The 25,845-nt window shown below is 52.0% G+C and carries 27 protein-coding genes; 15 read left to right on the forward strand and 12 right to left on the reverse strand.

Going from position 1 to position 25,845, the window contains the following annotated elements:
* Nucleotides 1–63 precede the first annotated feature (63 nt).
* Nucleotides 64–1,395: an MATE family efflux transporter DinF gene (dinF, locus tag ACJ9N4_RS14550; RefSeq protein WP_411500584.1), complete on the forward strand. Its 1,332-nt coding sequence runs from the start codon at nucleotides 64–66 to the stop codon at nucleotides 1,393–1,395.
* Here dinF and zur read toward each other — a convergent pair.
* The gene (zur, locus tag ACJ9N4_RS14555) at nucleotides 1,392–1,907 is read right to left on the reverse strand and encodes a zinc uptake transcriptional repressor Zur (protein ID WP_182273390.1); all 516 of its coding nucleotides are present in this window, start codon (nucleotides 1,905–1,907) and stop codon (nucleotides 1,392–1,394) included. The genes dinF and zur overlap by 4 nt on opposite strands.
* A gap of 115 nt (nucleotides 1,908–2,022) precedes the next feature.
* Here zur and ACJ9N4_RS14560 point away from each other — a divergent pair, with 115 nt between their 5' ends.
* The 4 genes from ACJ9N4_RS14560 to pspG all read left to right on the forward strand — a co-directional run bounded on the left by ACJ9N4_RS14560 (nucleotide 2,023) and on the right by pspG (nucleotide 5,386).
* Nucleotides 2,023–2,511 carry a cupin domain-containing protein gene (locus ACJ9N4_RS14560; RefSeq protein ID WP_182273391.1) on the forward strand — a complete coding sequence of 163 codons (489 nt, stop codon included), beginning with the start codon at nucleotides 2,023–2,025 and terminating at the stop codon, nucleotides 2,509–2,511.
* A 170-nt stretch (nucleotides 2,512–2,681) separates the two neighbouring features.
* A complete protein-coding gene (locus ACJ9N4_RS14565) occupies nucleotides 2,682–3,929 on the forward strand; it encodes a conjugal transfer protein TraF (RefSeq protein ID WP_182273392.1) in 1,248 nt (415 codons plus the stop codon).
* 82 nt (nucleotides 3,930–4,011) lie between these two features.
* Nucleotides 4,012–5,007, forward strand: coding sequence for a tRNA dihydrouridine(20/20a) synthase DusA (gene dusA, locus ACJ9N4_RS14570; protein ID WP_182919254.1), 996 nt, complete (start codon nucleotides 4,012–4,014; stop codon nucleotides 5,005–5,007).
* Nucleotides 5,008–5,143: 136 nt separating this feature from the next.
* On the forward strand, nucleotides 5,144–5,386 hold the full coding sequence (pspG, locus tag ACJ9N4_RS14575) for an envelope stress response protein PspG (protein WP_411500585.1): 243 nt from the start codon (nucleotides 5,144–5,146) through the stop codon (nucleotides 5,384–5,386).
* 184 nt (nucleotides 5,387–5,570) lie between these two features.
* On the opposite strand, the gene ACJ9N4_RS14580 is transcribed toward pspG, so the two are convergent.
* Entirely contained in the window at nucleotides 5,571–6,554 is a 984-nt protein-coding gene (locus ACJ9N4_RS14580; protein ID WP_182273395.1) for a quinone oxidoreductase, read from the reverse strand.
* Between the two features lie 65 nt (nucleotides 6,555–6,619).
* On the opposite strand from ACJ9N4_RS14580, the gene dnaB reads away from it, so the two are divergent.
* Both dnaB and alr read left to right on the forward strand, forming a co-directional pair.
* Nucleotides 6,620–8,032, forward strand: coding sequence for a replicative DNA helicase (gene dnaB, locus ACJ9N4_RS14585; protein WP_182273396.1), 1,413 nt, complete (start codon nucleotides 6,620–6,622; stop codon nucleotides 8,030–8,032).
* Nucleotides 8,033–8,111: 79 nt separating this feature from the next.
* Nucleotides 8,112–9,191 (forward strand): alanine racemase, encoded by a 1,080-nt coding sequence (gene alr / locus ACJ9N4_RS14590; protein ID WP_182919255.1) that lies wholly within the window; start codon nucleotides 8,112–8,114, stop codon nucleotides 9,189–9,191.
* A gap of 57 nt (nucleotides 9,192–9,248) precedes the next feature.
* On the opposite strand, the gene ACJ9N4_RS14595 is transcribed toward alr, so the two are convergent.
* Nucleotides 9,249–10,379 (reverse strand): hypothetical protein, encoded by a 1,131-nt coding sequence (locus ACJ9N4_RS14595; protein WP_182273398.1) that lies wholly within the window; start codon nucleotides 10,377–10,379, stop codon nucleotides 9,249–9,251.
* A gap of 316 nt (nucleotides 10,380–10,695) precedes the next feature.
* Here ACJ9N4_RS14595 and ACJ9N4_RS14600 point away from each other — a divergent pair, with 316 nt between their 5' ends.
* Nucleotides 10,696–11,289, forward strand: a complete 594-nt coding sequence (locus ACJ9N4_RS14600) for a response regulator transcription factor (RefSeq protein WP_230857837.1) — start codon at nucleotides 10,696–10,698, stop codon at nucleotides 11,287–11,289.
* 57 nt (nucleotides 11,290–11,346) lie between these two features.
* Here ACJ9N4_RS14600 and ACJ9N4_RS14605 read toward each other — a convergent pair whose 3' ends face one another.
* From ACJ9N4_RS14605 to ACJ9N4_RS14630, 6 genes are all read right to left on the reverse strand, one after another.
* The gene (locus ACJ9N4_RS14605; protein WP_411500586.1) at nucleotides 11,347–11,628 is read right to left on the reverse strand and encodes a hypothetical protein; all 282 of its coding nucleotides are present in this window, start codon (nucleotides 11,626–11,628) and stop codon (nucleotides 11,347–11,349) included.
* A gap of 10 nt (nucleotides 11,629–11,638) precedes the next feature.
* Entirely contained in the window at nucleotides 11,639–12,046 is a 408-nt protein-coding gene (locus ACJ9N4_RS14610; protein ID WP_182273400.1) for a hypothetical protein, read from the reverse strand.
* Nucleotides 12,047–12,125: 79 nt separating this feature from the next.
* Entirely contained in the window at nucleotides 12,126–12,608 is a 483-nt protein-coding gene (locus tag ACJ9N4_RS14615) for a ribonuclease domain-containing protein (RefSeq protein WP_182919257.1), read from the reverse strand.
* Nucleotides 12,609–12,624: 16 nt separating this feature from the next.
* Nucleotides 12,625–13,074 carry a lysozyme gene (locus ACJ9N4_RS14620; protein WP_182273402.1) on the reverse strand — a complete coding sequence of 150 codons (450 nt, stop codon included), beginning with the start codon at nucleotides 13,072–13,074 and terminating at the stop codon, nucleotides 12,625–12,627.
* On the reverse strand, nucleotides 13,074–13,679 hold the full coding sequence (locus ACJ9N4_RS14625; RefSeq protein ID WP_182273403.1) for a DUF2589 domain-containing protein: 606 nt from the start codon (nucleotides 13,677–13,679) through the stop codon (nucleotides 13,074–13,076). The genes ACJ9N4_RS14620 and ACJ9N4_RS14625 overlap by 1 nt, the downstream gene beginning before the upstream one ends.
* Nucleotides 13,680–13,754: 75 nt before the next feature.
* A complete protein-coding gene (locus tag ACJ9N4_RS14630) occupies nucleotides 13,755–14,312 on the reverse strand; it encodes a DUF2589 domain-containing protein (protein WP_182273404.1) in 558 nt (185 codons plus the stop codon).
* A 206-nt stretch (nucleotides 14,313–14,518) separates the two neighbouring features.
* On the opposite strand from ACJ9N4_RS14630, the gene tyrB reads away from it, so the two are divergent.
* The 3 genes from tyrB to ACJ9N4_RS14645 all read left to right on the forward strand — a co-directional run bounded on the left by tyrB (nucleotide 14,519) and on the right by ACJ9N4_RS14645 (nucleotide 17,152).
* Nucleotides 14,519–15,712 (forward strand): aromatic amino acid transaminase, encoded by a 1,194-nt coding sequence (tyrB, locus tag ACJ9N4_RS14635; protein WP_182919258.1) that lies wholly within the window; start codon nucleotides 14,519–14,521, stop codon nucleotides 15,710–15,712.
* Between the two features lie 255 nt (nucleotides 15,713–15,967).
* Nucleotides 15,968–16,681 (forward strand): acid phosphatase AphA, encoded by a 714-nt coding sequence (gene aphA / locus ACJ9N4_RS14640; RefSeq protein ID WP_182273406.1) that lies wholly within the window; start codon nucleotides 15,968–15,970, stop codon nucleotides 16,679–16,681.
* A gap of 117 nt (nucleotides 16,682–16,798) precedes the next feature.
* Nucleotides 16,799–17,152 (forward strand): MmcQ/YjbR family DNA-binding protein, encoded by a 354-nt coding sequence (locus ACJ9N4_RS14645; protein ID WP_182273407.1) that lies wholly within the window; start codon nucleotides 16,799–16,801, stop codon nucleotides 17,150–17,152.
* Nucleotides 17,153–17,155: 3 nt separating this feature from the next.
* On the opposite strand, the gene uvrA is transcribed toward ACJ9N4_RS14645, so the two are convergent.
* Nucleotides 17,156–19,978 carry an excinuclease ABC subunit UvrA gene (gene uvrA, locus ACJ9N4_RS14650; protein ID WP_182919259.1) on the reverse strand — a complete coding sequence of 941 codons (2,823 nt, stop codon included), beginning with the start codon at nucleotides 19,976–19,978 and terminating at the stop codon, nucleotides 17,156–17,158.
* Between the two features lie 251 nt (nucleotides 19,979–20,229).
* Here uvrA and ssb1 point away from each other — a divergent pair, with 251 nt between their 5' ends.
* The gene (gene ssb1 / locus ACJ9N4_RS14655; protein WP_008503384.1) at nucleotides 20,230–20,754 is read left to right on the forward strand and encodes a single-stranded DNA-binding protein SSB1; all 525 of its coding nucleotides are present in this window, start codon (nucleotides 20,230–20,232) and stop codon (nucleotides 20,752–20,754) included.
* 60 nt (nucleotides 20,755–20,814) lie between these two features.
* Here the strand turns inward: ssb1 and ACJ9N4_RS14660 are convergent, their stop codons facing one another.
* Nucleotides 20,815–21,096, reverse strand: a complete 282-nt coding sequence (locus ACJ9N4_RS14660; RefSeq protein WP_172514016.1) for a YjcB family protein — start codon at nucleotides 21,094–21,096, stop codon at nucleotides 20,815–20,817.
* Between the two features lie 478 nt (nucleotides 21,097–21,574).
* Between ACJ9N4_RS14660 and ACJ9N4_RS14665 the strand changes: the two genes are divergently transcribed.
* Nucleotides 21,575–22,975 carry a sensor domain-containing diguanylate cyclase gene (locus ACJ9N4_RS14665; protein WP_182919260.1) on the forward strand — a complete coding sequence of 467 codons (1,401 nt, stop codon included), beginning with the start codon at nucleotides 21,575–21,577 and terminating at the stop codon, nucleotides 22,973–22,975.
* 339 nt (nucleotides 22,976–23,314) lie between these two features.
* A complete protein-coding gene (locus ACJ9N4_RS14670) occupies nucleotides 23,315–24,877 on the forward strand; it encodes an EAL domain-containing protein (RefSeq protein ID WP_182273410.1) in 1,563 nt (520 codons plus the stop codon).
* A 9-nt stretch (nucleotides 24,878–24,886) separates the two neighbouring features.
* On the opposite strand, the gene soxS is transcribed toward ACJ9N4_RS14670, so the two are convergent.
* A complete protein-coding gene (gene soxS / locus ACJ9N4_RS14675; RefSeq protein WP_013095071.1) occupies nucleotides 24,887–25,213 on the reverse strand; it encodes a superoxide response transcriptional regulator SoxS in 327 nt (108 codons plus the stop codon).
* 150 nt (nucleotides 25,214–25,363) lie between these two features.
* Between soxS and soxR the strand changes: the two genes are divergently transcribed.
* On the forward strand, nucleotides 25,364–25,822 hold the full coding sequence (gene soxR / locus ACJ9N4_RS14680; protein ID WP_182273411.1) for a redox-sensitive transcriptional activator SoxR: 459 nt from the start codon (nucleotides 25,364–25,366) through the stop codon (nucleotides 25,820–25,822).
* The last annotated feature ends 23 nt before the right edge of the window (nucleotides 25,823–25,845 follow it).

Consider the following 25,845-nt stretch of genomic DNA (forward strand, 5'->3'; position numbering starts at 1 on the left):
CTCTTCCCGACAGGCTACGGAGTCTCCGTAGCCTGATTCATTTCCCGCTCCTGGTATTTTTTCATGTCACTGCTGACGGCTTCAGATAAGGCATTGTGGCGTCTTGCTCTGCCAATGATTTTTTCCAATATCACCGTTCCTTTGCTGGGGCTGGTGGATACGGCGGTGATTGGTCATCTGGATTCACCCGTTTATCTGGGCGGTGTGGCTATCGGCGCAACGGCAACCAGCTTCCTCTTTATGCTCCTGCTCTTTTTACGCATGAGCACCACGGGGTTGACGGCACAGGCATATGGTGCGAAAGATCCCCTGCGTCTGGCTCGTGCGCTTGTTCAGCCGTTAATTCTGGCGCTCTGTGCAGGGGCGTTAATCGTGTTGCTGCGTACACCACTGATTGATCTGGCGTTGCACATTGTTGGTGGCAGTGAGACGGTACTTGAGCAGGCACGACGTTTCCTTGAAATTCGCTGGCTCAGTGCGCCTGCATTACTGGCAAATCTGGTGCTGCTTGGATGGTTACTGGGCGTGCAGTATGCTCGTGCGCCGGTCATTCTGCTGGTAGTGGGAAACCTCCTCAATATTGTGCTCGACCTCTGGCTGGTGATGGGCCTGCATATGAACGTGCAGGGTGCTGCACTGGCGACGGCAATTGCGGAATACGGGACATTTTTTATCGGGTTGTGGATGGTCTGGCATGTTCTGACCATGCGCGGTATCTCTGTCTCTCTACTGAAAACCGCGTGGCGTGGCAATATCCGCACACTGCTGGCGCTTAATCGCGACATTATGTTGCGCTCGCTCTTGTTACAGCTCTGCTTTGGCGCACTGACGGTCTTTGGGGCGCGTCTTGGGCCAGATATTGTCGCGGTTAATGCGGTTCTGATGACGCTGCTCACCTTTACCGCTTATGCGCTGGATGGCTTTGCCTACGCTGTTGAAGCGCATTCCGGGCAGGCATACGGTGCGCGTGAAAGCGGTCAGCTCCGTGATGTATGGCGGGCAGCCTGTCGTCAGGCGGGTCTGGTGGCGCTGGCGTTTGCACTGACTTATGCCTGTTTTGGTCAACAGATCATTGCGTTACTCACGTCGCTCCCCCGGCTTCGTGAACTGGCGGGTCATTATCTCATCTGGCAGGCGATCTTACCGGTGGTGGGCGTCTGGTGCTATCTGCTGGATGGTATGTTCATCGGTGCGACGCGAGGGGCGGAGATGCGCAACAGCATGGCGGTCGCAGCGGCAGGCTTTGGTCTGACGCTGTTGACGCTCCCGTCTCTGGGCAACCACGGTTTGTGGCTGGCGCTGGCAGTCTTTCTTGCCTTGCGCGGCCTCTCTCTGGCGTTTATCTGGCATCGCCACTGGCGGCGTGATACCTGGTTTTCATCCCACCACGGTTAACGTGGTTTTTTCTTCACGAGGATAGAGTGATCGTGCTGACACTCATCCTGATGCCGACAGGATTCCACTTCCACGCATGCGGAGCACAGCCCGTGTGCTTCAATCACGTTATGACGCAGGGCAAAGCCCATTTTGGCTGCCAGCGAATGCATGATGTCTTCAACGCCTTCTGCACACTCTTCCTTCACCACACCGCAGCGGTCGCAGATAAACATGGCAGATGTGTGGGTCGGTTGATCAAACAGGTGGCACAGCACATAGCTGTTTGTTGATTCGACCTTGTGAACAAACCCTTGTTCCAGCAGGAAATCCAGCGCACGATAAACCGTAGGCGGTTTTGCCTGCGGCTCGCTTTCGCGCAGCAGGTCGAGCAGGTCGTATGCGCTGATGGCTCCTTGCTGCAGGCTCATCAGTCGCAATACCTCAAGGCGCTGCGGAGTCAGGCGCACATTGCGTTGCGCACACAGCTTTTCTGCCTGCGCTAACAGCTCTTGCGTTGCGGTCTTATCCATTTAGCACCCCGGATGTTATAGGCTGGGAAACCCTCACTTTATCATGTTCTGGTAAAAACACCGAGATCCGCCAGGCTGTGCTATACCTGACGCATCGCAATTCTGGACATTTACGATGAAAAGACCTGACTGTATTCGGCACTGGCGTGACGTTGAAGGGGCAGATGACTCTACCTATTCCGACAGTCACGAGCGTTTCTCCATCGGTGCACCGCTGGCCCGCAAGCTGGGCCTGGGCCGTATTGGTATTCACCATGAGCGTCTCCCTCCGGGGCGTCGTACCTCGTATCCTCACGCGGAAAGCGACGAAGAGGAATTTATCTATGTGCTGGAAGGTTACCCCGAGGCCTGGATTAACGGTTATCTGTGGAAACTCGAACCTGGTGACAGCGTGGGTTTTCCTGCCGGAACGGGTGTCTGCCACACCTTCATTAACAACACTGATGAAGAGGTGCGCTTGCTGGTCGTTGGGGAGGCCAATAAAAAGCACAACCGCATCTACTATCCGCTAAACCCGGTGTACGCCGCCACGCGCGAGGACCGCTGGGTTGACCATCCGCCCCAGTTTTTTGGTCCGCACGATGGAAAACCTGGGCGAAAATAATTTCCTCTTCTATAAATATTGAGGGTCGTCACAAATTACAACAGGCCCGGGTGTGATTTAACTTAGGGAAAAAGCGGGTCTTTTTGTACTTATTCACAGCAATAGTTCGTGCCTGTTTGGGTGATAACAGACAGGGGTTATTTCATAACAGATTATAAGACGAGCATACTGTGAAGAAACATTTTAAATTTTCGGTGGTTAGCATCGCTGTCTCCTTGTTTATGGCAAATCAGGCGGGGGCAGCCAATACCTGGACAGAGGCGCGCAGCGACGCGATGGGGGGCACGGGCGTCGCAGCAGGCAGCTACGGCAGTGGGGTGTTAATCAACCCGGCATTGCTGGCGAAAGCGAAACCTGATGATGGTGTGACGCTCATTTTACCTTCCATTGGTGCGCAGATTTCAGACAAAGACAACCTGCGGGATAAGATTGATAACATCAGCGACGATGTCAGTCGGTACCGTAGCACGCTGGATACTATCAACCTTATCGATCTCTTAAATCCTTCAAGCCAGGCCTCACGGGATGTTTCTTCTGCAGCAGGCAATCTTGCCGATCAGCTGGATTCGCTGAAAGGAAAAACTGCCAGCGGTAAAGCGGGCGGCGGGATCGCGGTAAGCATTCCTGATGATGTGCTCTCATTCGCATTTGTGGCCAAAGCGAATGCTCGCGCTCGCGTGAGTTCTTACATCGATCAGGGGGATATCGATAAACTGCGTTTAGTGGAGGCAACCCCTGTTGCCGCTTTTGGCATTGACCCGAAGGATCTCAAATCAAAAGGTTTTGGTCGTGCGGCTATCGTTTCAGACTATGGCGTGGCGGTGGCGCATCAGTTTGATATTAGCGGTGTACCGGTTTCCGTGGGTATCACCCCAAAGCTGCAAAAAACCTGGCTGTATAACTACACCGTCTCTATCTACAACTTCGACAGCGGCGATATCAACAGTAGCCGCTATCGCAATGACGACACCGGGTTTAACGTCGATGCCGGTCTTGCGGCTGATTTCGGCGATAACTGGACTGTCGGTCTGACGGGGAAAAACCTCTTCTCACGTGATATCGATACCAAAGAAGTGGATGGGGTACGTGATACGTATCAGATCAGTCCAGTCGTAACGGCAGGCGTGGCCTGGCATACCGATCTCGTGACGTTGACGGCAGACGGTGACCTGACCGAAACCAAAGGCTTTAAAAGCGAAGAGAACTCTCAGTACGTTGGCGTGGGTGCAGAAGTCACACCACTAAACTGGCTGGCCGTTCGCGCGGGTTACCGTGCTGATGTGAAAAACAACGACAGCAACGTCTTTACGGCGGGGGTGGGTTTTGCACCGCTTAACACCGTACATGTCGACCTGATGGGTCTGTACGGCGAAGATGAAACCTGGGGCGCAGGGGCACAGCTGAGCCTGACGTTCTAAAGTGCACCGGAGGCGCTGCGCCTCCGGCTTTTCTTTGTGCTATAGTAGCGCCCCTTTTCCACCAGATGCTTAAAACTTCGCCATGTCGTCAGAATTACAGACTGCTTTCCCTGCACACCGTTTTTCCATTGCGCCGATGCTCGACTGGACGGACAGACACTGCCGCTATTTCCTGCGTCAGCTCTCCCGCCATACGTTGCTGTACACCGAAATGGTGACTACCGGGGCGATTATTCACGGTAAGGGTGACTATCTGGCCTACAGTGAAGAAGAGCATCCGGTTGCCCTGCAGCTTGGCGGCAGCGATCCGGCAGCCCTGGCGCAGTGCGCGAAGCTGGCGGAAGAACGCGGTTATGACGAAGTTAACCTTAACGTTGGTTGCCCTTCCGATCGCGTGCAAAACGGTATGTTTGGCGCATGCCTGATGGGGAACGCGCAGCTGGTGGCTGACTGCATCAAGGCGATGCGCGATGTTGTCTCCATTCCGGTAACGGTTAAAACCCGTATTGGTATCGACGACCAGGACAGTTACGAATTTCTGTGCGATTTCATCAATACGGTTGCCGGGAAAGGCGAGTGCGAGATGTTTATCATCCACGCACGCAAAGCGTGGCTCTCGGGTCTTAGCCCGAAAGAGAACCGTGAAATTCCGCCGCTGGACTACCCGCGTGTGTATCAGCTGAAGCGTGACTTCCCACATCTGACCCTGTCAATTAACGGCGGTATCAAGTCGCTGGACGAGGCCAAAACGCATCTGGAACATATGGATGGCGTAATGGTGGGGCGCGAGGCGTATCAGAACCCTGGGATCCTGGCGACGGTCGATCGCGAAATCTTTGGCATTGAAGGTACAGATACCGATCCGGTTGCCGTGGTGCGTGCCATGTATCCGTATATCGAACGTGAGCTAAGCAATGGGACTTACCTTGGTCACATTACCCGCCATATGCTCGGCCTGTTCCAGGGGATCCCGGGGGCGCGTCAGTGGCGTCGTTACCTGAGCGAAAATGCGCATAAAGCCGGTGCGGATATCGACGTGCTGGAACACGCGCTGCGTCTGGTGGCAGATAAGCGATAAATTTCGCTAAAAGATCGTCAAATTCACCACGCCTCGCAAAATATTGCGGGGCGTTTTGCTTTTATAACAATGAGTTAGTTTTGGCATGCTTTTTGTAATGATCGCTGCATCATTCGGGAACTCGTGGGAGAGCACCATGCTGGAACTACTTTTTGTGATTGGCTTTTTTGTCATGCTGTTGGTGACGGGGGTTTCACTGCTCGGCATTCTGGCCGCTATCGTTGTGGCGACGGCGGTGATGTTTATCGGCGGATTGTTTGCCCTGACGATCAAACTGTTGCCGTGGTTACTGCTGGCGATTGCGGTAGTATGGGTAATACGGGCGATTAAATCGGCAAAGGTTCCCGGTTATCAGCGTAATAACCGCTTTCGTTACTAAGGTATTGAGGGGTTCGTCACATACCTGCAACTTTCCCGGCAACATTGATTAGAACGGAATAGGATTTACTTATCGAATCTGTCACTATGGCTGCCGCTAAAGAATTCATCGAGCTGTACCCTACATACAGCCGAACTAAAAAAAGAAAGGGCTTCCTATGGGAAGCCCAATTTCTTTTTAGGGATCAGGGAATTAACAGACTTGAACCCTGCGTCGCCCGGCTCTCCAGCACCTCATGCGCACGTTGCGCATCGGCTAATGGGTATTTCTGCGCATCGGCCACATCCACTTTAATCGCACCGCTGGCGATCAGAGAGAACAGCTCGTTGCTGGCCTCAAGCAGCTCTGCCCGGTTGGTGATGTAGCCCTGAAGAGAAGGGCGCGTAACATACAGAGAACCTTTCTGGTTCAGAATGCCAAGATTCACGCCAGTAACGGCCCCTGATGAATTACCAAAACTCACCATCAGACCGCGGCGTTGCAGGCAGTCCAGGGATGCTTCCCAGGTGTCTTTACCCACCGAGTCATACACCACGCGCACCTTTTTGCCGCCGGTTATTTCTTTCAGTCGCTCAACAATGTTCTCTTCGCGGTAGTTAATCACCTTCCATGCTCCAGCCTGCAGTGCCCGCTGGGCTTTTTGGGCAGAGCCTACGGTGCCGATAAGTTTCGCACCCAGCGCTTTTGCCCACTGGCAGGCGATCAGCCCCACACCGCCTGCAGCGGCATGAAACAGGAATTGTTCATCGGGTTTGATTTCATAGGTTTTGCGCAGCAGGTAATAAACGGTTAGCCCCTTCAGGAAAGAAGCGGCAGCCTGCTCGAACGATATCGCATTCGGTAGAATTGCGGCTTTGTCTGCCGGAACGTTATGAACGGTACTGTATGCACCCAGTGCCGATTGCGCATACACCACGCGGGCACCTTCTTTTATATGCTTAACGGCGTTGCCCACCTTGATAACCACACCTGCCGCTTCGGTTCCCAGCCCGCTCGGCATTGACGGAGGGGGATAAAGACCGCTGCGAATATAGGTATCAATGTAGTTGATGCCGATGGCTTTGTTTTCGACCTGGATTTCGTTATCGCCAGGTGCAGCAGGGGTGAACTCTACTGCTTTGAGTACGTCAGGGCCACCATGCTTGTGAAATTCAATACGCGTTGCCATGCTTCCTCCATAAGAAAATGTGGTAATCTTTCGACCCACTCTTTATCTCGGTAACTCCATTCACTATGGCAGGAAACAAACCCTTCAACAAACAGACTGAACCCCGTGAACGTGATTTTCAGGTCGCCGGGTTAAAAGTCCCGCCGCACTCGATTGAAGCGGAACAGTCGGTGTTGGGCGGTTTAATGCTGGATAACGAACGCTGGGACGACGTCGCCGAGCGCGTCGTGTCCGAAGATTTCTACACCCGCCCGCATCGCCATATCTTTACTGAAATGGCGCGTCTGCAGGAGTCGGGCAGCCCGATTGACCTGATCACGCTCGCGGAATCGCTGGAGCGGCAGGGTCAACTGGACAGCGTCGGTGGGTTTGCCTATCTGGCAGAGCTTTCTAAAAATACGCCAAGTGCGGCGAACATCAGCGCTTACGCTGACATCGTGCGTGAACGTGCCGTTGTGCGTGAGATGATCTCGGTGGCGAATGAAATCGCCGAGGCGGGTTTTGATCCACAGGGTCGCACCAGCGAAGATCTGCTCGATCTCGCTGAGTCCCGCGTCTTTAAAATCGCCGAAAGCCGCGCGAACAAAGACGAAGGGCCGAAAAACATCGCCGATGTGCTTGATGCGACCGTTGCGCGTATCGAACAGCTGTTCCAGCAACCCCATGATGGTGTGACCGGTGTGAATACCGGCTATGACGATCTCAACAAGAAAACTGCCGGTCTGCAGCCGTCAGATTTGATCATCGTCGCGGCGCGTCCATCAATGGGTAAAACAACATTTGCGATGAACCTCGTCGAAAACGCGGCGATGTTGCAGGATAAACCGGTTTTAATCTTCAGTCTTGAGATGCCATCAGAACAGATCATGATGCGTTCCCTGGCGTCGCTGTCTCGCGTGGATCAGACCCGTATTCGTACCGGTCAGCTCGACGATGAAGACTGGGCGCGGATCTCCGGCACGATGGGTATTCTGCTGGATAAACGTAATATCTATATCGATGACTCCTCCGGTCTGACACCGACGGAAGTGCGCTCCCGTGCGCGCCGTATCGCCCGTGAACACGGTGGTATTGGCCTCATCATGATCGACTACCTCCAGCTGATGCGCGTGCCGTCGCTCTCCGACAACCGTACGCTGGAGATTGCAGAGATTTCCCGTTCGCTCAAAGCATTAGCCAAAGAGCTACACGTGCCGGTGGTGGCGCTCTCCCAGCTTAACCGCTCTCTGGAACAGCGCGCCGATAAACGTCCGGTGAACTCCGATCTGCGTGAATCCGGCTCCATCGAGCAGGATGCGGACTTAATCATGTTTATCTACCGTGATGAGGTTTATCACGAGAATAGCGACCTGAAAGGGATCGCCGAAATTATTATTGGTAAACAACGTAACGGCCCCATCGGTACGGTACGTCTGACCTTTAACGGACAGTGGTCGCGTTTCGACAACTATGCCGGTCCTCAATATGATGATGAGTAAATCGCCTTCATCCTTCACGACGCAGGTGCGTTGACTGCAACGCGAATGATTTTGGTGATTCTTTTATTAAGGAATTCAAATGCAAGCGGCAACTGTAATCATTAACCGCCGCGCTCTGCGACACAACCTGCAGCGTCTGCGTGAACTGGCCCCCGCCAGCAAGCTCGTTGCAGTCGTGAAAGCGAACGCTTACGGACACGGTCTTCTCGAGACCGCGCGAACGCTCCCCGATGCCGACGCCTTTGGCGTCGCCCGTCTCGAAGAAGCTCTCCGCCTGCGTGCAGGCGGGATCGCCCAACCCATTCTGCTCCTCGAAGGTTTTTTCGAAGCCTCCGACCTGCCGACCATCGCCGATCAGCACCTGCACACAGCGGTACATAACGAAGAGCAGCTGGCAGCACTGGAAACGGCAGAGCTGAGCGAGCCGGTCACCGTGTGGATGAAGCTCGACACGGGCATGCACCGTCTGGGCGTGCGCCCGGAAAACGCAGAGGCGTTTTATCAGCGTCTGTGTCAGTGCAAAAACGTGCGTCAGCCGGTGAATATTGTCAGCCATTTTGCTCGCGCAGATGAGCCAGAATGTGGCGCAACCGAGCAGCAACTCGATATTTTTAACACCTTCTGTGAAGGCAAGCCGGGGATGCGCTCTATTGCGGCATCCGGCGGCATTCTGTTGTGGCCACAGTCGCACTTTGACTGGGCGCGCCCGGGGATTATTCTCTACGGCGTGTCGCCGCTGGAGAATAAACCGTGGGGGCCAGATTTTGGCTTGCAGCCGGTGATGTCGCTGGTTTCTAACCTGATTGCCGTGCGCGAGCACAAAGCGGGTGAACCGGTGGGCTACGGCGGAACCTGGGACAGCAAGCGCGATACGCGTCTGGGTGTGGTGGCGATGGGTTACGGTGACGGCTACCCGCGCGCTGCGCCATCCGGTACGCCGGTGCTGGTGAATGGCCGTGAAGTGCAGATTGTGGGCCGTGTGGCGATGGATATGATCTGCGTTGACCTGGGGCCAGAGGCACAGGACAAGGCTGGCGATCCGGTGGTGATGTGGGGCGAAGGCTTACCCGTTGAACGCATTGCTGAAATCACGAAAGTAAGTGCTTACGAACTTATCACGCGCCTGACGTCGCGGGTGGCGATGAAGTATATCGATTAACCGTGCCTGAATGTCCGCATCCAACAGCCGATATGACCGTTGGATGCGGTGAACGTCTTATTTCAGCACGTCGTAAATAGCCTGATTCGTGAGGTATTCCGATACCAGCCCCGATTCAGGGGTAAAAGGCACTCCGTGCACTGCTGAGAAAGGCATCCCGGTGCTTGCGCGGGAAACGTAGCGCTCACCCTGGTCATTCTCGGAAACGGTGTAAACGGTGTTTCGCATTTGGCTAAATACCGCAGCATTACGCTGAATTGACTGATGCAACTCAAGTAGCTGTATCCCGTCCAGATTGAGTTTCTTGTCCATATTCACGCCCCATCTTTGCAGACAAACCTCTGCAAAATGACGCACGATCATGCCTGGTTCATGCGCTACTTTTGGCCCCTTATCACCATTAGCCGATGCATTGCCGACGAGGGTCGCGTGTCGGCCAGACATCGGATAAATGTGCACACGCGTCGTATTATGGGTTTCAGGGATGACACAGGAGAAACCTGTTGAGCGCTCATCTTTGGCATAAAAAGCAACATACTCTTTGACGTTGCTGCCTAAGGTCACTTTGTCTGATTTGAAATTGCCTGTTCCCGGAACTGGGTCAACTGCAAAAATATTGACCGGGATGGTTGTCAGAACCGGGTCGGCCAGCATGGCGTTGGCCAGCATATGGCAACTGATCCCACCCCGACTCCATCCTACCAGGTTGACCTGCGTCGGCAGAATTTGCCCCTTGCGGAAAGTTTTAATGATCTGCTGCTGCAGCGCCTGCTGCGTGACTTTTCGGTCGCCGTAATCATATTTACGCCACCAGAACGAGCCTGTGACTTCGACGTCCTCAATCGGGATACCGGCCTTTTTCAGCTGCTCATAATTCTCTTTCGTGAGCTTTTCTCGCTGCCAGTCAACGTGCCCTTTCATAATATTGAGGGCGTGCTGAATATTTTCGTTCCAGCCGCTTCCAAAAAGCCGACCACGTAGCTGGCCGTAATCACCGCTTTTTACCCACAGCTCATCACTCTGGAGGTTGCCACTTCCTGGGCCATCAAGAATGATCCATTCCGCAAACTCTTTACCTTTGTTATTGGCGGCGAGCGTCGAAATTAACTCCCCGTTCCAGTAGTTAACATGTGTGTCATCAAATTTATTCGAACCGGTACCGCAGAAATACACTGTTAATGTCGTCATAAGAAACCTCATTCAAATATTAATGTATAGATGGGTTGCATAAATGCAGATAAATAATAGGTGAGCCGGTTCACATCTTAAATATGCTAATCGGCCCAGGTTGTTTTTGTTATGAATAATGTCGGCGAAAAATTAATGTATGCTATATTTTTTGTTTAGCGCTGCTTAATTTAATGCGTGTGAATATGACATTTGTCTTATGCCATTTGCTGTTTTTCAAGTTCTCAAATTACACTCATACTTATTTTTGAAAAGGCTTATTTAATAACGTAAGGAAATAAAACCAAGACGAGGTAAAGTGGTGATGAATGTATTGATGATTGATGAATTACCGATCTACATTCACGGTATGAAGACTGAACTAAAGAGAGTGATGCCTGAATGTACCGTTTTTTCTACAGACAGCTTCGAAGACGCACACACCGTTTTGATGTCCACTTCCGTTAACATTGTTCTGTTAGACGGTGAAATGAATTGCAGCGAGTTCATCAAAATGCTAACGCAGGACTGGCCTTCATTACCCATTGTTGTGATGTTGAGAAAGGCGACGGATGGGATCTTTAATTTTTATATTCAGCAAAATGTAAAAGGTCTTTTTACCAAGGATCTTCCCGTGGAAAAAATCAGCCAGATCCTGAGCATGGTTTCATCCGGCGTTGTCTGTTTTCCTGAACAGGCCATACTTCATCGTGAAGCACCGGGTAACACGCTACTCATTCATACGCTGAGCCGACGCCAGCAGGAGGTGCTGAAGTTACTGGCAAAAGGAGGTACCAATAAGCAAATCAGCAGGCAGTTAAATATCAGTGCCGGAACCGTAAAAGTACACCTTGAATCCATTTTCCATCGTCTTCAGGTGAATAACCGCACGCAGGCAGCAATGCTCTATTATAAATATATTGCGATCTAGGTTACATTACAGATGCAGATAAAAGCGCAACAAATGTGGAGTTTGTTGCGCTTTTTGCTATTTATGTCTGAGGAAAAAATAATAAATCACCACAACTAACGTACCAAAATCCTGAAGTAACCAAAATGGGAAACTATCATTTAAGATATCTTCTCCTGTCAAAATGAATTTTACATTCAGACAGCTCTCACCGAAAAAACCAAATGCCAGTGCTGCCAGACCTATCTTACTCATAACAGGCAATGCATGAACACGGCGGCTATAGGCGGCAAACAAAATAATAAATGACGTTATCAGATCGACAAGAATAATGACCAGCAGTACCCAGTCTTTGTTCATATTGAGCATATTATTCCCCGTTGAGCTTGTTATCATTTGAATCTGACTGAGGGAGTGAATCGTTCCTGACTTTTCTTTTGATTACGCTGGCAACATCAAAAATATCCTGCTGCTCATGCCGTCGAAAGAAGTTTGCCAGCCAGACGATCAACCCATTGCTGAGCGCACCTAAGATATACCCCAGGCCCAGAGTGATATCTGCCTGAGTCAGATCGATCTTGAGCCAGCGAGCCGCTAACCCGCCCAATGCAATGGCGGCCCCCATACTTATTCCACCAAAGATCACGCCTGCGACAAATCGACTATGCTGGTGCAGCCGTTGTGGCTGCCAAAAAAAGGAGATACTTACGCCACCAAATAATCCAGAGAAAGCCAGTAGTGCCTCACTGATCAGTGTGGGGAGATAGATGTCGGACATGGGCTTATCCTCAGCGTGGGTAAAATCCCCTGTCCGTGATTGAGAAGTCAGGGGATTTCACCGCCAGTTACAGAGTGGGTTATTGGCAAGGTTCAAGCTCAACCAAATGTTGGTATTGATCGGTGGTAATAAATCGCTGTGGCCCTGACAGGCTGTAAATCACCCGTTTGGGGCTGCGATATCCTTTCACGACATCAATGTCCGCAGTCAGCCAGGCTTGATTTGCCGGTAGCGCTGGGTTGTTGTAAATATCGCCACCTATCCATCTGTTGTTGGTTTTTTTCACGCCCCACAGCGTTTCAGACGCCTGGCCAGACCACCCAAGACGCTTTGCTTCATCTACGGTGATATACCTGTCAGGTAGCCGACCAAAATTTTTAATATTGCGCAGCGTGGTCGCTAAATCGGTGATGTTATTTACCGGTGGAACACCTTTTTCCGTCAAAAAGGTATTTGTCTCTTTAATTTCATCTTCACAGGTTTTTAAAGCGGCACTGACCTGCATGGCTGAAAAAAGCGAAACCGATAACAGCGCTGCAGTGATTAGTTTATTGATTTTCATGATGTTCCCTTAATGGTTAACTCAGAAATAATCTCATTTCGGCGTCACGGCGACGCGTAAGCCCCGCCAGTACTCTGCCGCCTGCTTTGTTCCAGCATTTAAATTGCAACGCAGCCGCTTCTTTGTCTCCTGCGTTGACCTTTTTAAGCAGCGTCGATTTCTTTAAATTGCCGAGGCCAAGATTGAAGGCGAAGGACACCAGGGCGTCGAACTGATTCTGGGTAACCGACAGCGTCAGCAGTTTCTTCACGCCAGTTTCAGTGCGCTTCAGGTCTTTGCGCAGGATATTTTTGGCTTCACCGGTGGTGATTTTGATGAGCTTTTCCATCTCCTCTTTCAGAATCAAATGGCCGTAGCCAATCGTCCATAACCCGACGGCATCGCGGTAACGTTCCAGCTTTAGTCCTTCAAACTGGCAAATCAGCTGCACGCCTTTGTCGCCAGTGCTTTCTGGTTGCTTGTTCATCACGGAGTCTCCTCTGCTTTCGGACGGGGGATAACTTTGTTGGTGTACTCATCAATCAAACGCATGATGCTTTCTGGTGGTGGGAGGGCGGTAAATTGCATCTCCACGTCAACGTGGCGGCTGTCACGCCCACCTTTGCTATCGCTGGAAGGTGAAAGGCTGACGTGAAAGCGGCCAAACTCGTTTTCTCCCGATTGCGGGGAGGGGGCTTGCATACCTTCCGTGCGGATCGTCAGGTTGACCTTCATCTTTTCCAGCATCAGCCCACGCGGTGTAGAGAGCGCAACGAGGGGCAGATCGAAATAGTGGTTCTCATCCAGTGCCAGCTGGACGGTGCGCGGGATCAGTGAACCGTCATCGGCAGGTTCGAAAAAGGGATCCAGCATCTTCATGTACTGCTGAGCGATTAACTCGTTTGCCGCCGTTGCGGCGTACTGCATTCCGCGCGTAATATCCTCCAGCGTGACCGGTACGCCGGGAATATCCGCAGGCGGTGGCGGCGGATTTTTCCCTTGTACAGGGGGCGTCGTTCCGTCAGCCTCTTTCTCCCTCTTATTTTCTGGCTCCTCATCCTTACTGCCGCGTAGCCATGTTTTAAAAGACATAATTCGCTCCTGAAGAGGGGCCACCAAAGGCGGCCCCGTACGTTACGGAATGGCTATTACCCACAGTGCAAAACGTTATTGCGCAGCAACAGGCTTGGTTTTGGCGTTGGTTAAATAGTCAATGACGCGCTGGAGGGCTTCAGGTGGATCCTGACGCTTGATTTGGGTATGGATGGAATATTTAGCGCGTGTGTCGGTTGAACGAGTTTGTTCTGATTTGTGCGATACCTTACCGGTCATTTTGGCTGAGAAGATACCCCAACCGATTGACGCTTCCACCGAGGCTTCGGCTTCAGTGCTGCTTGAACTGGCTTCGCTCTGAGTGACTTCCAGCTCAAAATCGATGGTACCGTCTTCAATACAAATAATCGGGTGAGTAACCGCCGCCAGCAGCGGAATACTCATTTTGCGGGTGACGCTACCTTTGCTCACCCCTTGCTCGTCTACCAGGGTTTCGTCGTAGTCGAATTCGATGGCAACGGCTTTACCATCCTTAATACAGACAGAGAGCAGGAAGTCGGCATAGGATTTGCTGGCCTGTACCTGTGCTTTGATCATTGCCTGCAGTGGCCCACCAATCATATGTTCGAGTGGCAGGGCATTAATGACTGAACCAATAAATTGTGAATCCATAATGTGAACTCCTTGAGTCAGTGAATGCGCGGTTGCGCAGGAGTCACATTACGGGAGCGGAGGGGGCGAAAATATTGGGTAAATGTCATGGCGAGAGGATGCAAAAAACCTATGCCAATTGCAGGATAAGGCGAAGGGGTGGTGTTACGGCATGTTCCAGTTTATTGTGGAATTCCCTGCCTCATCGAATTCCGGAGAACCATCGCGTGTTTCAGAAAGTAGACGCCTATGCTGGCGACCCCATTCTCTCCTTAATGGAGCGTTTTAAAGAAGATCCTCGCAGCGACAAAGTGAATCTTAGCATTGGTCTGTATTACAACGAGGGCGGTATCATTCCTCAGCTGCAGGCCGTGGCCGAAGCCGAAGCGCGTCTTAACGCGGTTCCGCACGGGGCCTCGCTCTATCTGCCAATGGAAGGGTTAAACACCTACCGCAACACCATCGCGCCGCTGCTGTTTGGAGCCGATCACGCGGTACTCGCGCAAAAACGCGTGGCGACCATCCAGACGCTGGGCGGTTCAGGGGCGCTGAAGGTCGGCGCAGACTTTTTGAAAAAATACTTCCCGGATTCCGGCGTGTGGGTCAGCGATCCAACCTGGGAAAACCACGTAGCCATTTTTGAAGGCTCGGGCTTTAAGGTGTCGACCTACCCGTGGTTTGACAGTGCAACCAACGGCGTACGTATTGATGCGCTGCTGGAAAAACTGAACACCCTGCCAGAGCGCAGTATTGTACTGCTGCATCCGTGCTGCCATAACCCGACCGGTGCCGATCTCACCAATGCACAGTGGGATGCCGTGATTGAGGTGCTGAAGGCGCGTAACCTGATCCCATTCCTCGATATCGCCTATCAGGGCTTTGGCGCAGGAATGGAAGACGATGCCTACGCCATTCGTGCCGCTGCCAGTGCCGGGTTACCTGTACTGGTCAGCAACTCCTTCTCAAAAATCTTCTCTCTGTACGGCGAACGCGTTGGCGGCCTGTCCGTGGTGTGTGAAGATGCCGAAGCAGCCAGTCGTGTGCTGGGTCAGCTGAAAGCGACAGTGCGCCGCATCTATTCCAGCCCGCCAAACTTTGGTGCGCAGGTGGTGGCCACGGTTCTTGGAGATGATCGGCTGAAAGCGTCCTGGCTTGCCGAAGTGGAAGCGATGCGTAAGCGCATTTTGTCGATGCGTCAGGAACTGGTTAATGTGCTGAAAGAGGCCGTTCCCGGGCATAACTTTGACTATCTGCTTAAGCAGCGCGGGATGTTTAGCTATACCGGTCTGAGCGCGGCTCAGGTTGAAAGGCTGCGTGAAGAATTTGGCATCTACCTGATTTCCAGTGGTCGTATGTGCATGGCGGGCTTGAATACCGATAACGTCAAGCGCGTGGCTCAGGCCTTCGCTGCTGTGATGTAAGTATTCACTATCATTCCCCCTCTCCCTGTGGGAGAGGGTCGGGATGAGGGCATCAGGCCGCAGAAAATCTTACCCGGTGGCGCTGGCGCTTACCGGGCCTACGCCACGCATCTGCGCTTTGTGATCTTCTTCTTTTTATTCAGATTCATAAGCAAAAACTCCTTTCTTTCACTTCCCGCTGGGGTTATGGTCGGATAGTTTTTTGACCATTCGCTCAAATTAAAACGATAACAAACTGAATATTCAGGGGAAAATATGCGCAAGATCACACTGGCGCTCAGCGCCGCCTGTTTATTGTTCTCGCTTAATAGTGCAGTCGTCGCGCGTGCTTCTGCACCGACGCCGCTTTACACCGGAACCACCGCCGCCATTCTTGCTGAACAGGCACCCATTCACTGGGTTTCCGTGGCACAAATTGAAAATAGCCTGATGGGGCGTCCGCCAATGGCTGTAGGCTTCGATATCGACGATACCGTGCTGTTCTCCAGCCCGGGTTTCTGGCGGGGCAAGAAAACCTTCTCACCGGACAGCGAAGCGTATCTGAAGAACCCCGAATTCTGGGAGAAGATGAATAACGGCTGGGATGAGTTCAGCATCCCGAAAGAGGTTGCCCGTGCGTTGATCGCCATGCACGCTAAGCGTGGTGACAGCATTTACTTTGTGACGGGGCGCAGCCAGACCAAAACTGAAACCGTATCAAAAACGCTTCAGGATGATTTCCAGATCCCGGCGACCAGCATGAACCCGGTTATTTTTGCCGGTGACAAGTCCGGGCAAAACACCAAAACCCAGTGGCTGGAGCAGAAAAATATCAAAATCTTCTACGGTGATTCGGATAACGACATTACCGCCGCTCATGATGTGGGAGCCAGAGGGATCAGGGTACTACGCGCCTCTAACTCGACCTATCGACCGCTGCCAATGGCCGGGAAATTTGGCGAAGAGGTGATTGTGAATTCTGAATACTGATGTATGCTGATTTTTTGAACAAATCAGGCCTGCCGGGTTTACCTTTTGTCGTCTTGCTACACAATTTAAAGAGGCCGGCACTCAGTTCGAGTTCAACCCATTCACAGGGGAGCAAAGATGACAATTTCGGAGATACTCCAGTACTGCATGAGTAAACCCGGTGCGGAGCAAAGCGTTCACAGCGACTGGAAAGCCACGCAAATAAAGGTTGGCGACGTGTTGTTTGCTATGGTGAAAGAGGTTGAGGGCCGCCCGGCTGCATCGCTGAAAACCAGCCCGGAGCTGGCGGATTTGTTACGTCAGCAGCACCATGACGTCAGACCGAGTAAGCATCTGAACAAGGCACACTGGAGCACTGTTTATCTTGATGGCTCGCTGCCAGGCTCGCAGATTTATTATCTGGTGGATGCCTCTTATCAACAGGCGGTTGAGCTGCTGCCGGAAGTGACCCGACAGCAACTCTCCGTGTGACAACTACAGCAACGGTTTGAGGAAGCGTGCGGTGTGCGAGGCTTCGCACTCTGCAACGGTCTCTGGCGTACCGGAGACGAGGATTTCACCGCCGCCGCTACCGCCTTCCGGGCCGAGATCGACAATCCAGTCTGCGGTTTTAATCACGTCCAGATTGTGTTCAATGACCACGATGGTGTTGCCCTGGTCTCTGAGCTGATGCAGAACATCAAGCAACTGCTGAATATCGGCAAAGTGCAGGCCGGTCGTCGGCTCATCCAGAATGTACAGCGTCTGGCCGGTGCCTCGTTTGGATAGTTCACGCGCCAGCTTCACGCGCTGCGCTTCACCGCCAGACAGCGTGGTAGCAGACTGCCCCAGACGAATATAGGTCAGGCCTACGTCCATCAGCGTTTGCAACTTACGCGCCAGCGCAGGGACTGCATCAAAGAACTCACGAGCCTCTTCGATGGTCATATCCAGCACTTCGTGGATGGTTTTGCCTTTGTACTTAATCTCCAGCGTTTCACGGTTATAGCGTTTGCCTTTGCACTGGTCGCACGGTACGTAGATATCCGGCAGGAAATGCATCTCAACCTTGATTACACCGTCGCCCTGACATGCTTCACAGCGGCCACCGCGGACGTTAAAGCTGAAACGTCCAGGGGTATACCCGCGCGAGCGCGCTTCCGGTACACCCGCAAACAGTTCACGTACAGGCGTAAAGACGCCGGTATAGGTCGCCGGGTTGGAACGCGGGGTGCGTCCAATGGGGCTTTGGTCAATGTCGATAACCTTGTCGAAATGCTCCAGCCCCTGGATGTCGCGGTACGGTGCAGGCTCGGCGAGGGTCGCGCCGTTCAGCTGCGTCTGCGCAATCGGGAACAGCGTATCGTTAATCAGCGTCGATTTACCGGAACCGGACACGCCGGTGATACAGGTAAACAGCCCAACCGGCAGCGTCAGGGTCACATCTTTCAGGTTGTTGCCGCGTGCGCCAGTCAGCTTCAGCACTTTTTCCGGGTCTGCTGCCACGCGCTGCGTCGGTACGTCAATTTTGCGCTTGCCGCTCATGTACTGGCCGGTCAGAGACTCTGGCACTGCCATGATATCTTCCAGCGTCCCTTCCGCGACTACCTGACCGCCGTGAACGCCTGCACCCGGGCCGATATCAATAACGTGGTCAGCGGCGCGGATGGCATCTTCATCATGCTCGACCACAATCACCGTGTTGCCGAGGTTGCGCAGGTGGATCAGCGTCCCGAGCAGGCGTTCGTTGTCGCGCTGGTGCAGGCCGATAGACGGCTCATCCAGCACGTACATCACACCCACCAGGCCCGCACCAATCTGGCTTGCCAGACGAATACGCTGCGCTTCACCGCCGGAGAGTGTTTCAGCAGAGCGGGAAAGCGTCAGGTAGTTCAGACCCACGTTCACCAGGAACTTCAGCCGATCCCCAATCTCTTTCAACACTTTTTCGGCGATTTTCGCGCGCTGGCCGGAGAGCTTCAGGTTGTTGAAGAAGTCCATCGCGTGACCGATGCTCATGTCTGAGATGGTCGGTAGCGCCGTGTTTTCGACAAAGACGTGGCGAGCCTCGCGGCGCAGACGTGTCCCTTCGCAGGTCGCACAGGAGCGGTTGCTGATAAACTTCGCCAGCTCTTCACGTACTGCACTGGATTCGGTCTCTTTGTAGCGGCGCTCCATATTGTGCAGCACCCCTTCGAACGGGTGGCGACGCACGGAGGTATCGCCGCGATCGTTCATGTACTTAAACTCGATGTTCTCTTTACCCGAACCGTACAGCACCACTTTGTGTACATGTGGATTCAGGCTGCCCCACGGCGCTTCGACATCGAATTTATAGTGCTCTGCCAGCGACTTCAGCATCTGGAAGTAGTAGAAATTACGGCGATCCCAGCCGCGAATAGCCCCGCCTGCCAGTGACAGTTCCGGGTTTTGGATCACGCGATCCGGGTCAAAATACTGCTGTACGCCCAGACCGTCGCACGTCGGACACGCGCCCGCCGGGTTGTTGAACGAAAACAGACGCGGTTCCAGCTCGCGCATGCTGTAGCCGCAAATGGGACAGGCAAAGTTGGCAGAAAAAAGCAGTTCTTCCGCTTTCGGGTTGTCCATATCGGACACCACGGCGGTGCCGCCAGAGAGTTCCAGCGCCGTTTCAAACGATTCGGCCAGCCGGGTTGCCAGATCTTCGCGTACTTTGAAGCGGTCAATCACCACTTCAATGGTGTGCTTCTTCTGCAGCTCCAGCTTGGGTGGGTCTGACAGGTCACACACTTCCCCGTCGATACGGGCGCGAATATAGCCCTGGCTTGCCAGGTTCTCCAGCGTCTTGGTGTGCTCGCCTTTGCGCTCTTTAATGATCGGCGCAAGCAGCATCAGGCGTTTACCTTCTGGCTGCGACAACACGTTATCCACCATCTGGCTGACGGTTTGCGCCGCCAGCGGGACGTCGTGATCCGGACAGCGCGGCTCACCCACGCGCGCATACAGCAGACGCAGGTAGTCATGAATTTCGGTAATCGTACCAACCGTTGAACGCGGGTTATGCGAAGTGGATTTCTGCTCAATAGAGATAGCAGGTGATAACCCTTCAATATGGTCTACGTCTGGTTTTTCCATCAGTGACAGGAACTGACGTGCGTACGCAGAGAGGGACTCAACGTAACGACGCTGTCCTTCGGCATACAACGTGTCGAAAGCCAGTGAGGATTTGCCAGACCCCGAAAGCCCGGTCACGACGATGAGTTTGTCGCGAGGGATTATGAGGTTGATATTTTTGAGATTGTGGGTGCGAGCGCCCCGAACTTCGATCTTATCCATTCACCTTTCCCGGTTGGAACACGGATTGCCTGGTTTGTTTGAAGGACAACCGACTGTCAGAAACGGCTAATTATGACACAACTCGACCTGTTTGAATATACAGTATTGGAATGCAATTTCTGATTCGCTGTGCAACAATGTTGCGCTGGCGAGAGAACTCTGGAACGTGCTACGCAACTATCAAAGTGTCGCATGGAAATGGTACACTCGCGCGTTTACACTATTAAGAAACGTATTCAGGAGACACGAACATGGCCAGCAGAGGCGTAAACAAGGTGATTCTCGTCGGTAATCTGGGCCAGGACCCGGAAGTACGCTACATGCCGAGTGGTGGCGCAGTTGCCAACATTACGCTGGCTACTTCCGAATCCTGGCGTGATAAAGCGACCGGTGAGATGAAAGAGCAGACCGAATGGCACCGTGTTGTGCTGTTTGGCAAACTGGCAGAAGTGGCCGGTGAATACCTGCGTAAAGGTTCTCAGGTTTATATTGAAGGCCAGTTGCGTACCCGCAAATGGACCGATCAGTCCGGCGCTGAAAAATACACCACCGAAGTGGTGGTCAACGTTGGCGGTACCATGCAGATGCTGGGTGGCCGTCAGGGCGGTGGCGCACCAGCAGGTGGCGGCCAGCAGCAGGGCGGTTGGGGTCAGCCTCAGCAGCCACAGGGCGGCAACCAGTTCAGCGGCGGCGCGCAGTCTCGCCCGCAGCAGCAGTCTGCTCCGGCTCCGTCTAACGAACCACCAATGGACTTCGACGACGACATTCCGTTCTGATTACCAGACGCTAAAAATAAAAAACCCAGACAAGCGTCTGGGTTTTTTATTAACCAGGGATCAGGTAATCACCATCGGCCAGTCTGGCGGGGTGTGACTCATGGCTTCCACCATCACCACTTTAATATTTTCCCAGACGGCGGTGATATCCAGCAGGGTGATGCCGAGCAGACCCGTTGCGAACCAGCACGCCGCACCCAAACCCAACAGGGTGCTGATCACGGCAAGACCAGCATAGTCAGATTTACGAAACTGAATGTTCAGCGTGCTGGCTAAAAACATCAACACCGCACTCAACAAGGGCCAGCGCAGAAGAACCATGCTGGTGGTAATGGTCGCCATAAAATCCATCCTCGAAACAGCTGACGCACGACACTGAAAAAGTGTTTTTCGTTACATAATATATGTGAACTATATCACGTTTGTTGTTTTATTCGCCAGTGGTCGTGTGGTGAAAAGTGGAGGATTTATAACCACAGGAACGGTGTTGAAATCTGAGTGGAAAATATATCTTTGCAGACTAAGCAACCATTTCACTGACTCTTTATAATAAATTCATTGAGATAACAAAACCTCTGCAATGTTTCCCTGGTTGTATAATATTTACAGTCGTAAACCTATGGATTATGCTTGAGTGGACAAATAAATGTACTCGTAGCTAATGATTCAGGCTCCTGAATTTTCTGGCCTTTTTACTATTATGTATTATTTTAATTACACACGGCGTTATTTGATTTCGCTGAAATGGTCTCCACTTCATGCTTTTTGAATCTGAAGAAAGCTGCGTTCTTTTTATCGTTTAATCATCTGCGAAAAAATAATGAAAGAAAAACGACGTGAGATTGTTAATGACAGCGCGCGGGCGTTGCACGCGCTGGCGAAGCTGATGCCTCTGCTTAACGCTCAGTGTTCACTGGCGGAAATGCTGGAGACTATCAACCGGGCACTGGGATCAACGCTTGCCTGGATAAGCGTTGATAATGATGGGCTGCAGCGCGTGGTCTGTGCGGGTGAGGTGGCCTGCCATTCGTTTGAAGTCACTGATTTTCTTGCCAGCACGCTGCTACAGCGAAATCACCGTTCGTGGCGGGTGGTTTACTGGAAAGAGAAAATTGGCCATTCGTTATTTTCCCCTCAGCACCCTGGTTACGCACAATTACAAAGCGGTGTGTTATGCAAACTTTCAACTCATGACTGGCATTGTAGCGGTTATTTCTTTTTGGCATTTGAGGAAAAATTATATTCTTTGCCGAACCTGAAAAATATCATGGTAGTGCTGGTTGAGAAATTAAAGGATTATTTTGAGGAAATTATTGCCCGTGAAAAAACGGCACAGGAAATGCAGCGTGTCGTAACGCAGTATAAAACGTTGTTTGAGCGGGCACCTGTATTGATGAACTCCTTCGACAAGTATAACCGTTGCGTGTTGTGGAATGCTGAGTGCGAAAAAGTCTTTGGCTGGACGATGGCGGAGATCGGTGCGCATTCAGATCCACTGTCACTGTTTTATCCCGATCCGGATGAACGGCGGCGGGTGCTGGAGTCGGTTCGTATCTCACCGCTAAAGGATATGTATGAGTGGCATCCGGTACGCAAAGACGGTGTGCAGCTGACGATCCTGTGGTCGAACATTCTGTTACCGGACAACTCTATCCTGAATATTGGGCTGGATATCACCGAACGTAAAAAAGCGGAACAGCAGCTGGAAGTGAAAGCGACCACTGACGATCTCACCGGTTGTTTTAACCGGTCTGCGATTTTGCAGCAGTTGAAATCATCGCTGGCGGCAAGCTCCAGACAGGATACTAACAGCCATTTTTGCGTGCTGATGTTTGACCTGGATTTTTTCAAACAGATCAATGATGAATGGGGGCATCAGGTTGGCGATGTGGCGCTAATTCATTTTTGTGACTGTATCCGGGAGCTTATTCCGGTGGACTCGGCGCTGGGACGTGTCGGAGGTGAAGAGTTTTTGCTCCTGTTGGCACGAACTGACGGCAATGCCGCCATGCTGCTATCCGCCCGGCTACGTTCTGTTTTGTCCACGAAGCCGCTGCGGGTTGGCGATAAAAAACTGGTGCTTTCATTTAGCGCAGGGGTTGTTGAGGTGTGCCAGCCACAACGCGATACTTCAGCATTACTGATGCGTGCCGATAAAGCATTATATGATGCCAAGCGTATGGGGCGAGGGAAAACAGTGGTGGCTTCTGATTATTTATAAATCAAACCCGGAAATAGCGTCGGGCAAATAGCATGAAATTTCATACTCATGTTGTACTTTTTTCATGCTGCCGGAAGTTTGGTTTAATCAACGATCCTCTGTTGTGCTATCTTAAAATCTCCAGTTCAGGCTGGATAATTATTTTCCTTAGCAGAAACGGAATGAATACTTTCAGTTTGGCTTACGGAAAAATATTATCGTCATAACGAATTTTAAGAATTTTAATACCAAAAGTCAGTTGCTAACTTCGCATGATTCATGCAACGTAATCACCTGTTTAACAAAGCATCCGGCCTTCATTACTACGGGCGTACAAAATGCAGGGATATAGGGCGGGAAATGAATCGTAGCGCGCGGCGCAAGATGCTCAGGGTGGTAGGGATCATCATGGTAGTTATGCTACCGGTGATGCTTGCGCTATGGTTTGCCCAGCTCAGAGCCGTGTCGGAAACAAGCGCCCAGCTACGCACATTTGCCGAACTGGCTTTAGACAAAACAGAACTCGTTATTCAACAGGTGGAGCTGGCCCGTAGCGACGCCGAAAAATATCAGGGTGAACTTTGTACACCGGGACATCGTCAATATATGTTGAACGTTGTTCGTGGCCGCCTGTTCATCGCCGATTTAATTTATGCTGAAGGTCAGAATTTTCTTTGTTCGACCGCGATTACTCCTGAACAGCCTTACGCTATCGCCGCTGCAAATTACAAACGTAAGCCTGATGTGGCTATCTATTATTATCGCGATACGCCATTTTTCACTGGCTATAAAATGACATATATGCAGCGCGGAAATTATGTCGTGGTAGTCAACCCGCTTTTCTACAGTGAGGTAATGTCGACAGATTATTCACTGTCATGGGGCGTGTATGACACGGTGACCAATGCATTCTTTTCTGTCAGCCAGAAAGCAAATGTGTCTTTATTAAATTCGATGATTCGACATAAGGAATCGTCATTTCAAAAAGATGGCCGTTTCTATACCATCGTAAAATCCGATAAGCGTCCCATTGCAGCTATCGTATCAACCTCCAGCAAACGTTTTTATGAAATCCTCTACCACCAGGCCACATTGACGCTGCCGCTGGGGATGATTTGCAGCATCATTATTTTACTGATGTGGTCACGCACCCATCGTGAACTCAACTCACCAGGGCGTTTGCTGCACCGGGCGCTGAACAAACGCCAGCTTTGCGTACACTATCAGCCGATTATTGATATCAAGAATAACCAGTGCGTGGGCGCTGAGGCGCTGCTGCGCTGGCCTGGCTTTAACGGGCAGGTGATGAGCCCGGCGGAATTTATTCCGCTGGCGGAAAAAGAGGGCATGATTGAGCGAATTACAGATTATGTTGTGGAGGAAGTGTTCAACGATCTGGGGCATTTCCTGGCCACCAGTCCGCATCTGTATATTTCGATTAACCTGTCGGCCTCAGATTTTCACTCTTCGCGCCTGATCGCTCTGATCTCTGATAAGGCCCGCCACTACGCCGTCCGTGCGCAGCAAATCAAAATCGAAGTGACGGAACGTGGATTTATCGATGTGCCTAAAACCACGCCCGTTATTCAGGCTTTCCGCCAGGCGGGCTATGAAGTGGCGATCGATGATTTCGGAACAGGTTACTCCAACCTGCATAATCTCTATTCGCTGAACGTCGATATTCTCAAAATCGACAAATCCTTTATCGATACCTTAACGACCAACAGTACCAGTCATCTGATTGCCGAGCATATCATCGAGATGGCGCAAAGCCTGCGCCTTAAGACCATTGCGGAAGGCGTGGAGACGGACGAGCAGGTGAGCTGGCTGTTGAAGCGCGGCGTACAGTATTGTCAGGGATGGCACTTCGCGAAAGCAATGCCGCCCCAGGAGTTTATGACCTGGCAGCAGCAACCTTTGTGATGATACGCCTTAATTCAGCTGGTGGCGGTAATCGCTCGGCGTGCGGTCAAACTCGCGACGAAACACGCGGGAAAAGGTTTGTTGCGACACATAACCCAGATCCATCGCGATATCAAAAATGGGCCGTTGCGTAGAGCGTAACGCCTGAGCCGCCAGCAGCAGCCTGCGCTGGCGAATGTACTCACCCAGCGTCTGATGCATGACGGTGCGGAACATTCTCTGTAAATACCATTTCGAATAGCCCGACTTTTTAGCGACCACATCAATGTTCAACGGTTGGTCGATATGTTCATCAATCCATTCAATAAGTGTCTGAATAATTTGCTGATGCGACATAAGGTTGCCCCTCTGTAGATACAACTATACATGTCATCCTTCAAGCAGCCTTGATCCAGCTTGAATGATTTTATGTATATCCCGGTTGATTCGTCGTTTTCTCTGCGGGGGAGTATAATTCCTCAAGTTAACTTGAGGTAAAGAGGTTTTATGGAAAAGAGATTGCCGCGAATAAAAGCGCTTTTAACCCCCGGCGAAGTGGCGAAGCGAAGCGGTGTGGCGGTGTCTGCGCTCCACTTCTATGAAAGCAAAGGGTTAATTAAGAGTATCCGTAACGCAGGAAACCAGCGGCGCTACACCCGTGATGTGCTCCGCTATGTTGCAATAATCAAAATTGCGCAACGAATCGGAATTCCCCTGGCCACTATCGGTGATGCGTTCGGCGTGTTGCCGGAAGGGCACTCGCTGAGCGCAAAAGAGTGGAAACATCTGTCATCCCAGTGGCGTGATGAGCTTGACCGGCGCATTCATACTCTTGTGGCGTTGCGCGATGAACTGGACGGCTGTATCGGTTGCGGCTGTTTGTCGCGTAGTGATTGCCCGTTGCGTAACCCTGGAGACAGGCTGGGCGAGCAGGGCACAGGGGCGCGGTTGCTGGAGGAGGATTGAGGATTTTCCCGCGCTATATAAAG

The sequence above is a fragment of the Enterobacter sp. LM3 genome, assembly GCF_046622475.1.
Lineage (GTDB): Bacteria > Pseudomonadota > Gammaproteobacteria > Enterobacterales > Enterobacteriaceae > Enterobacter > Enterobacter cloacae_P.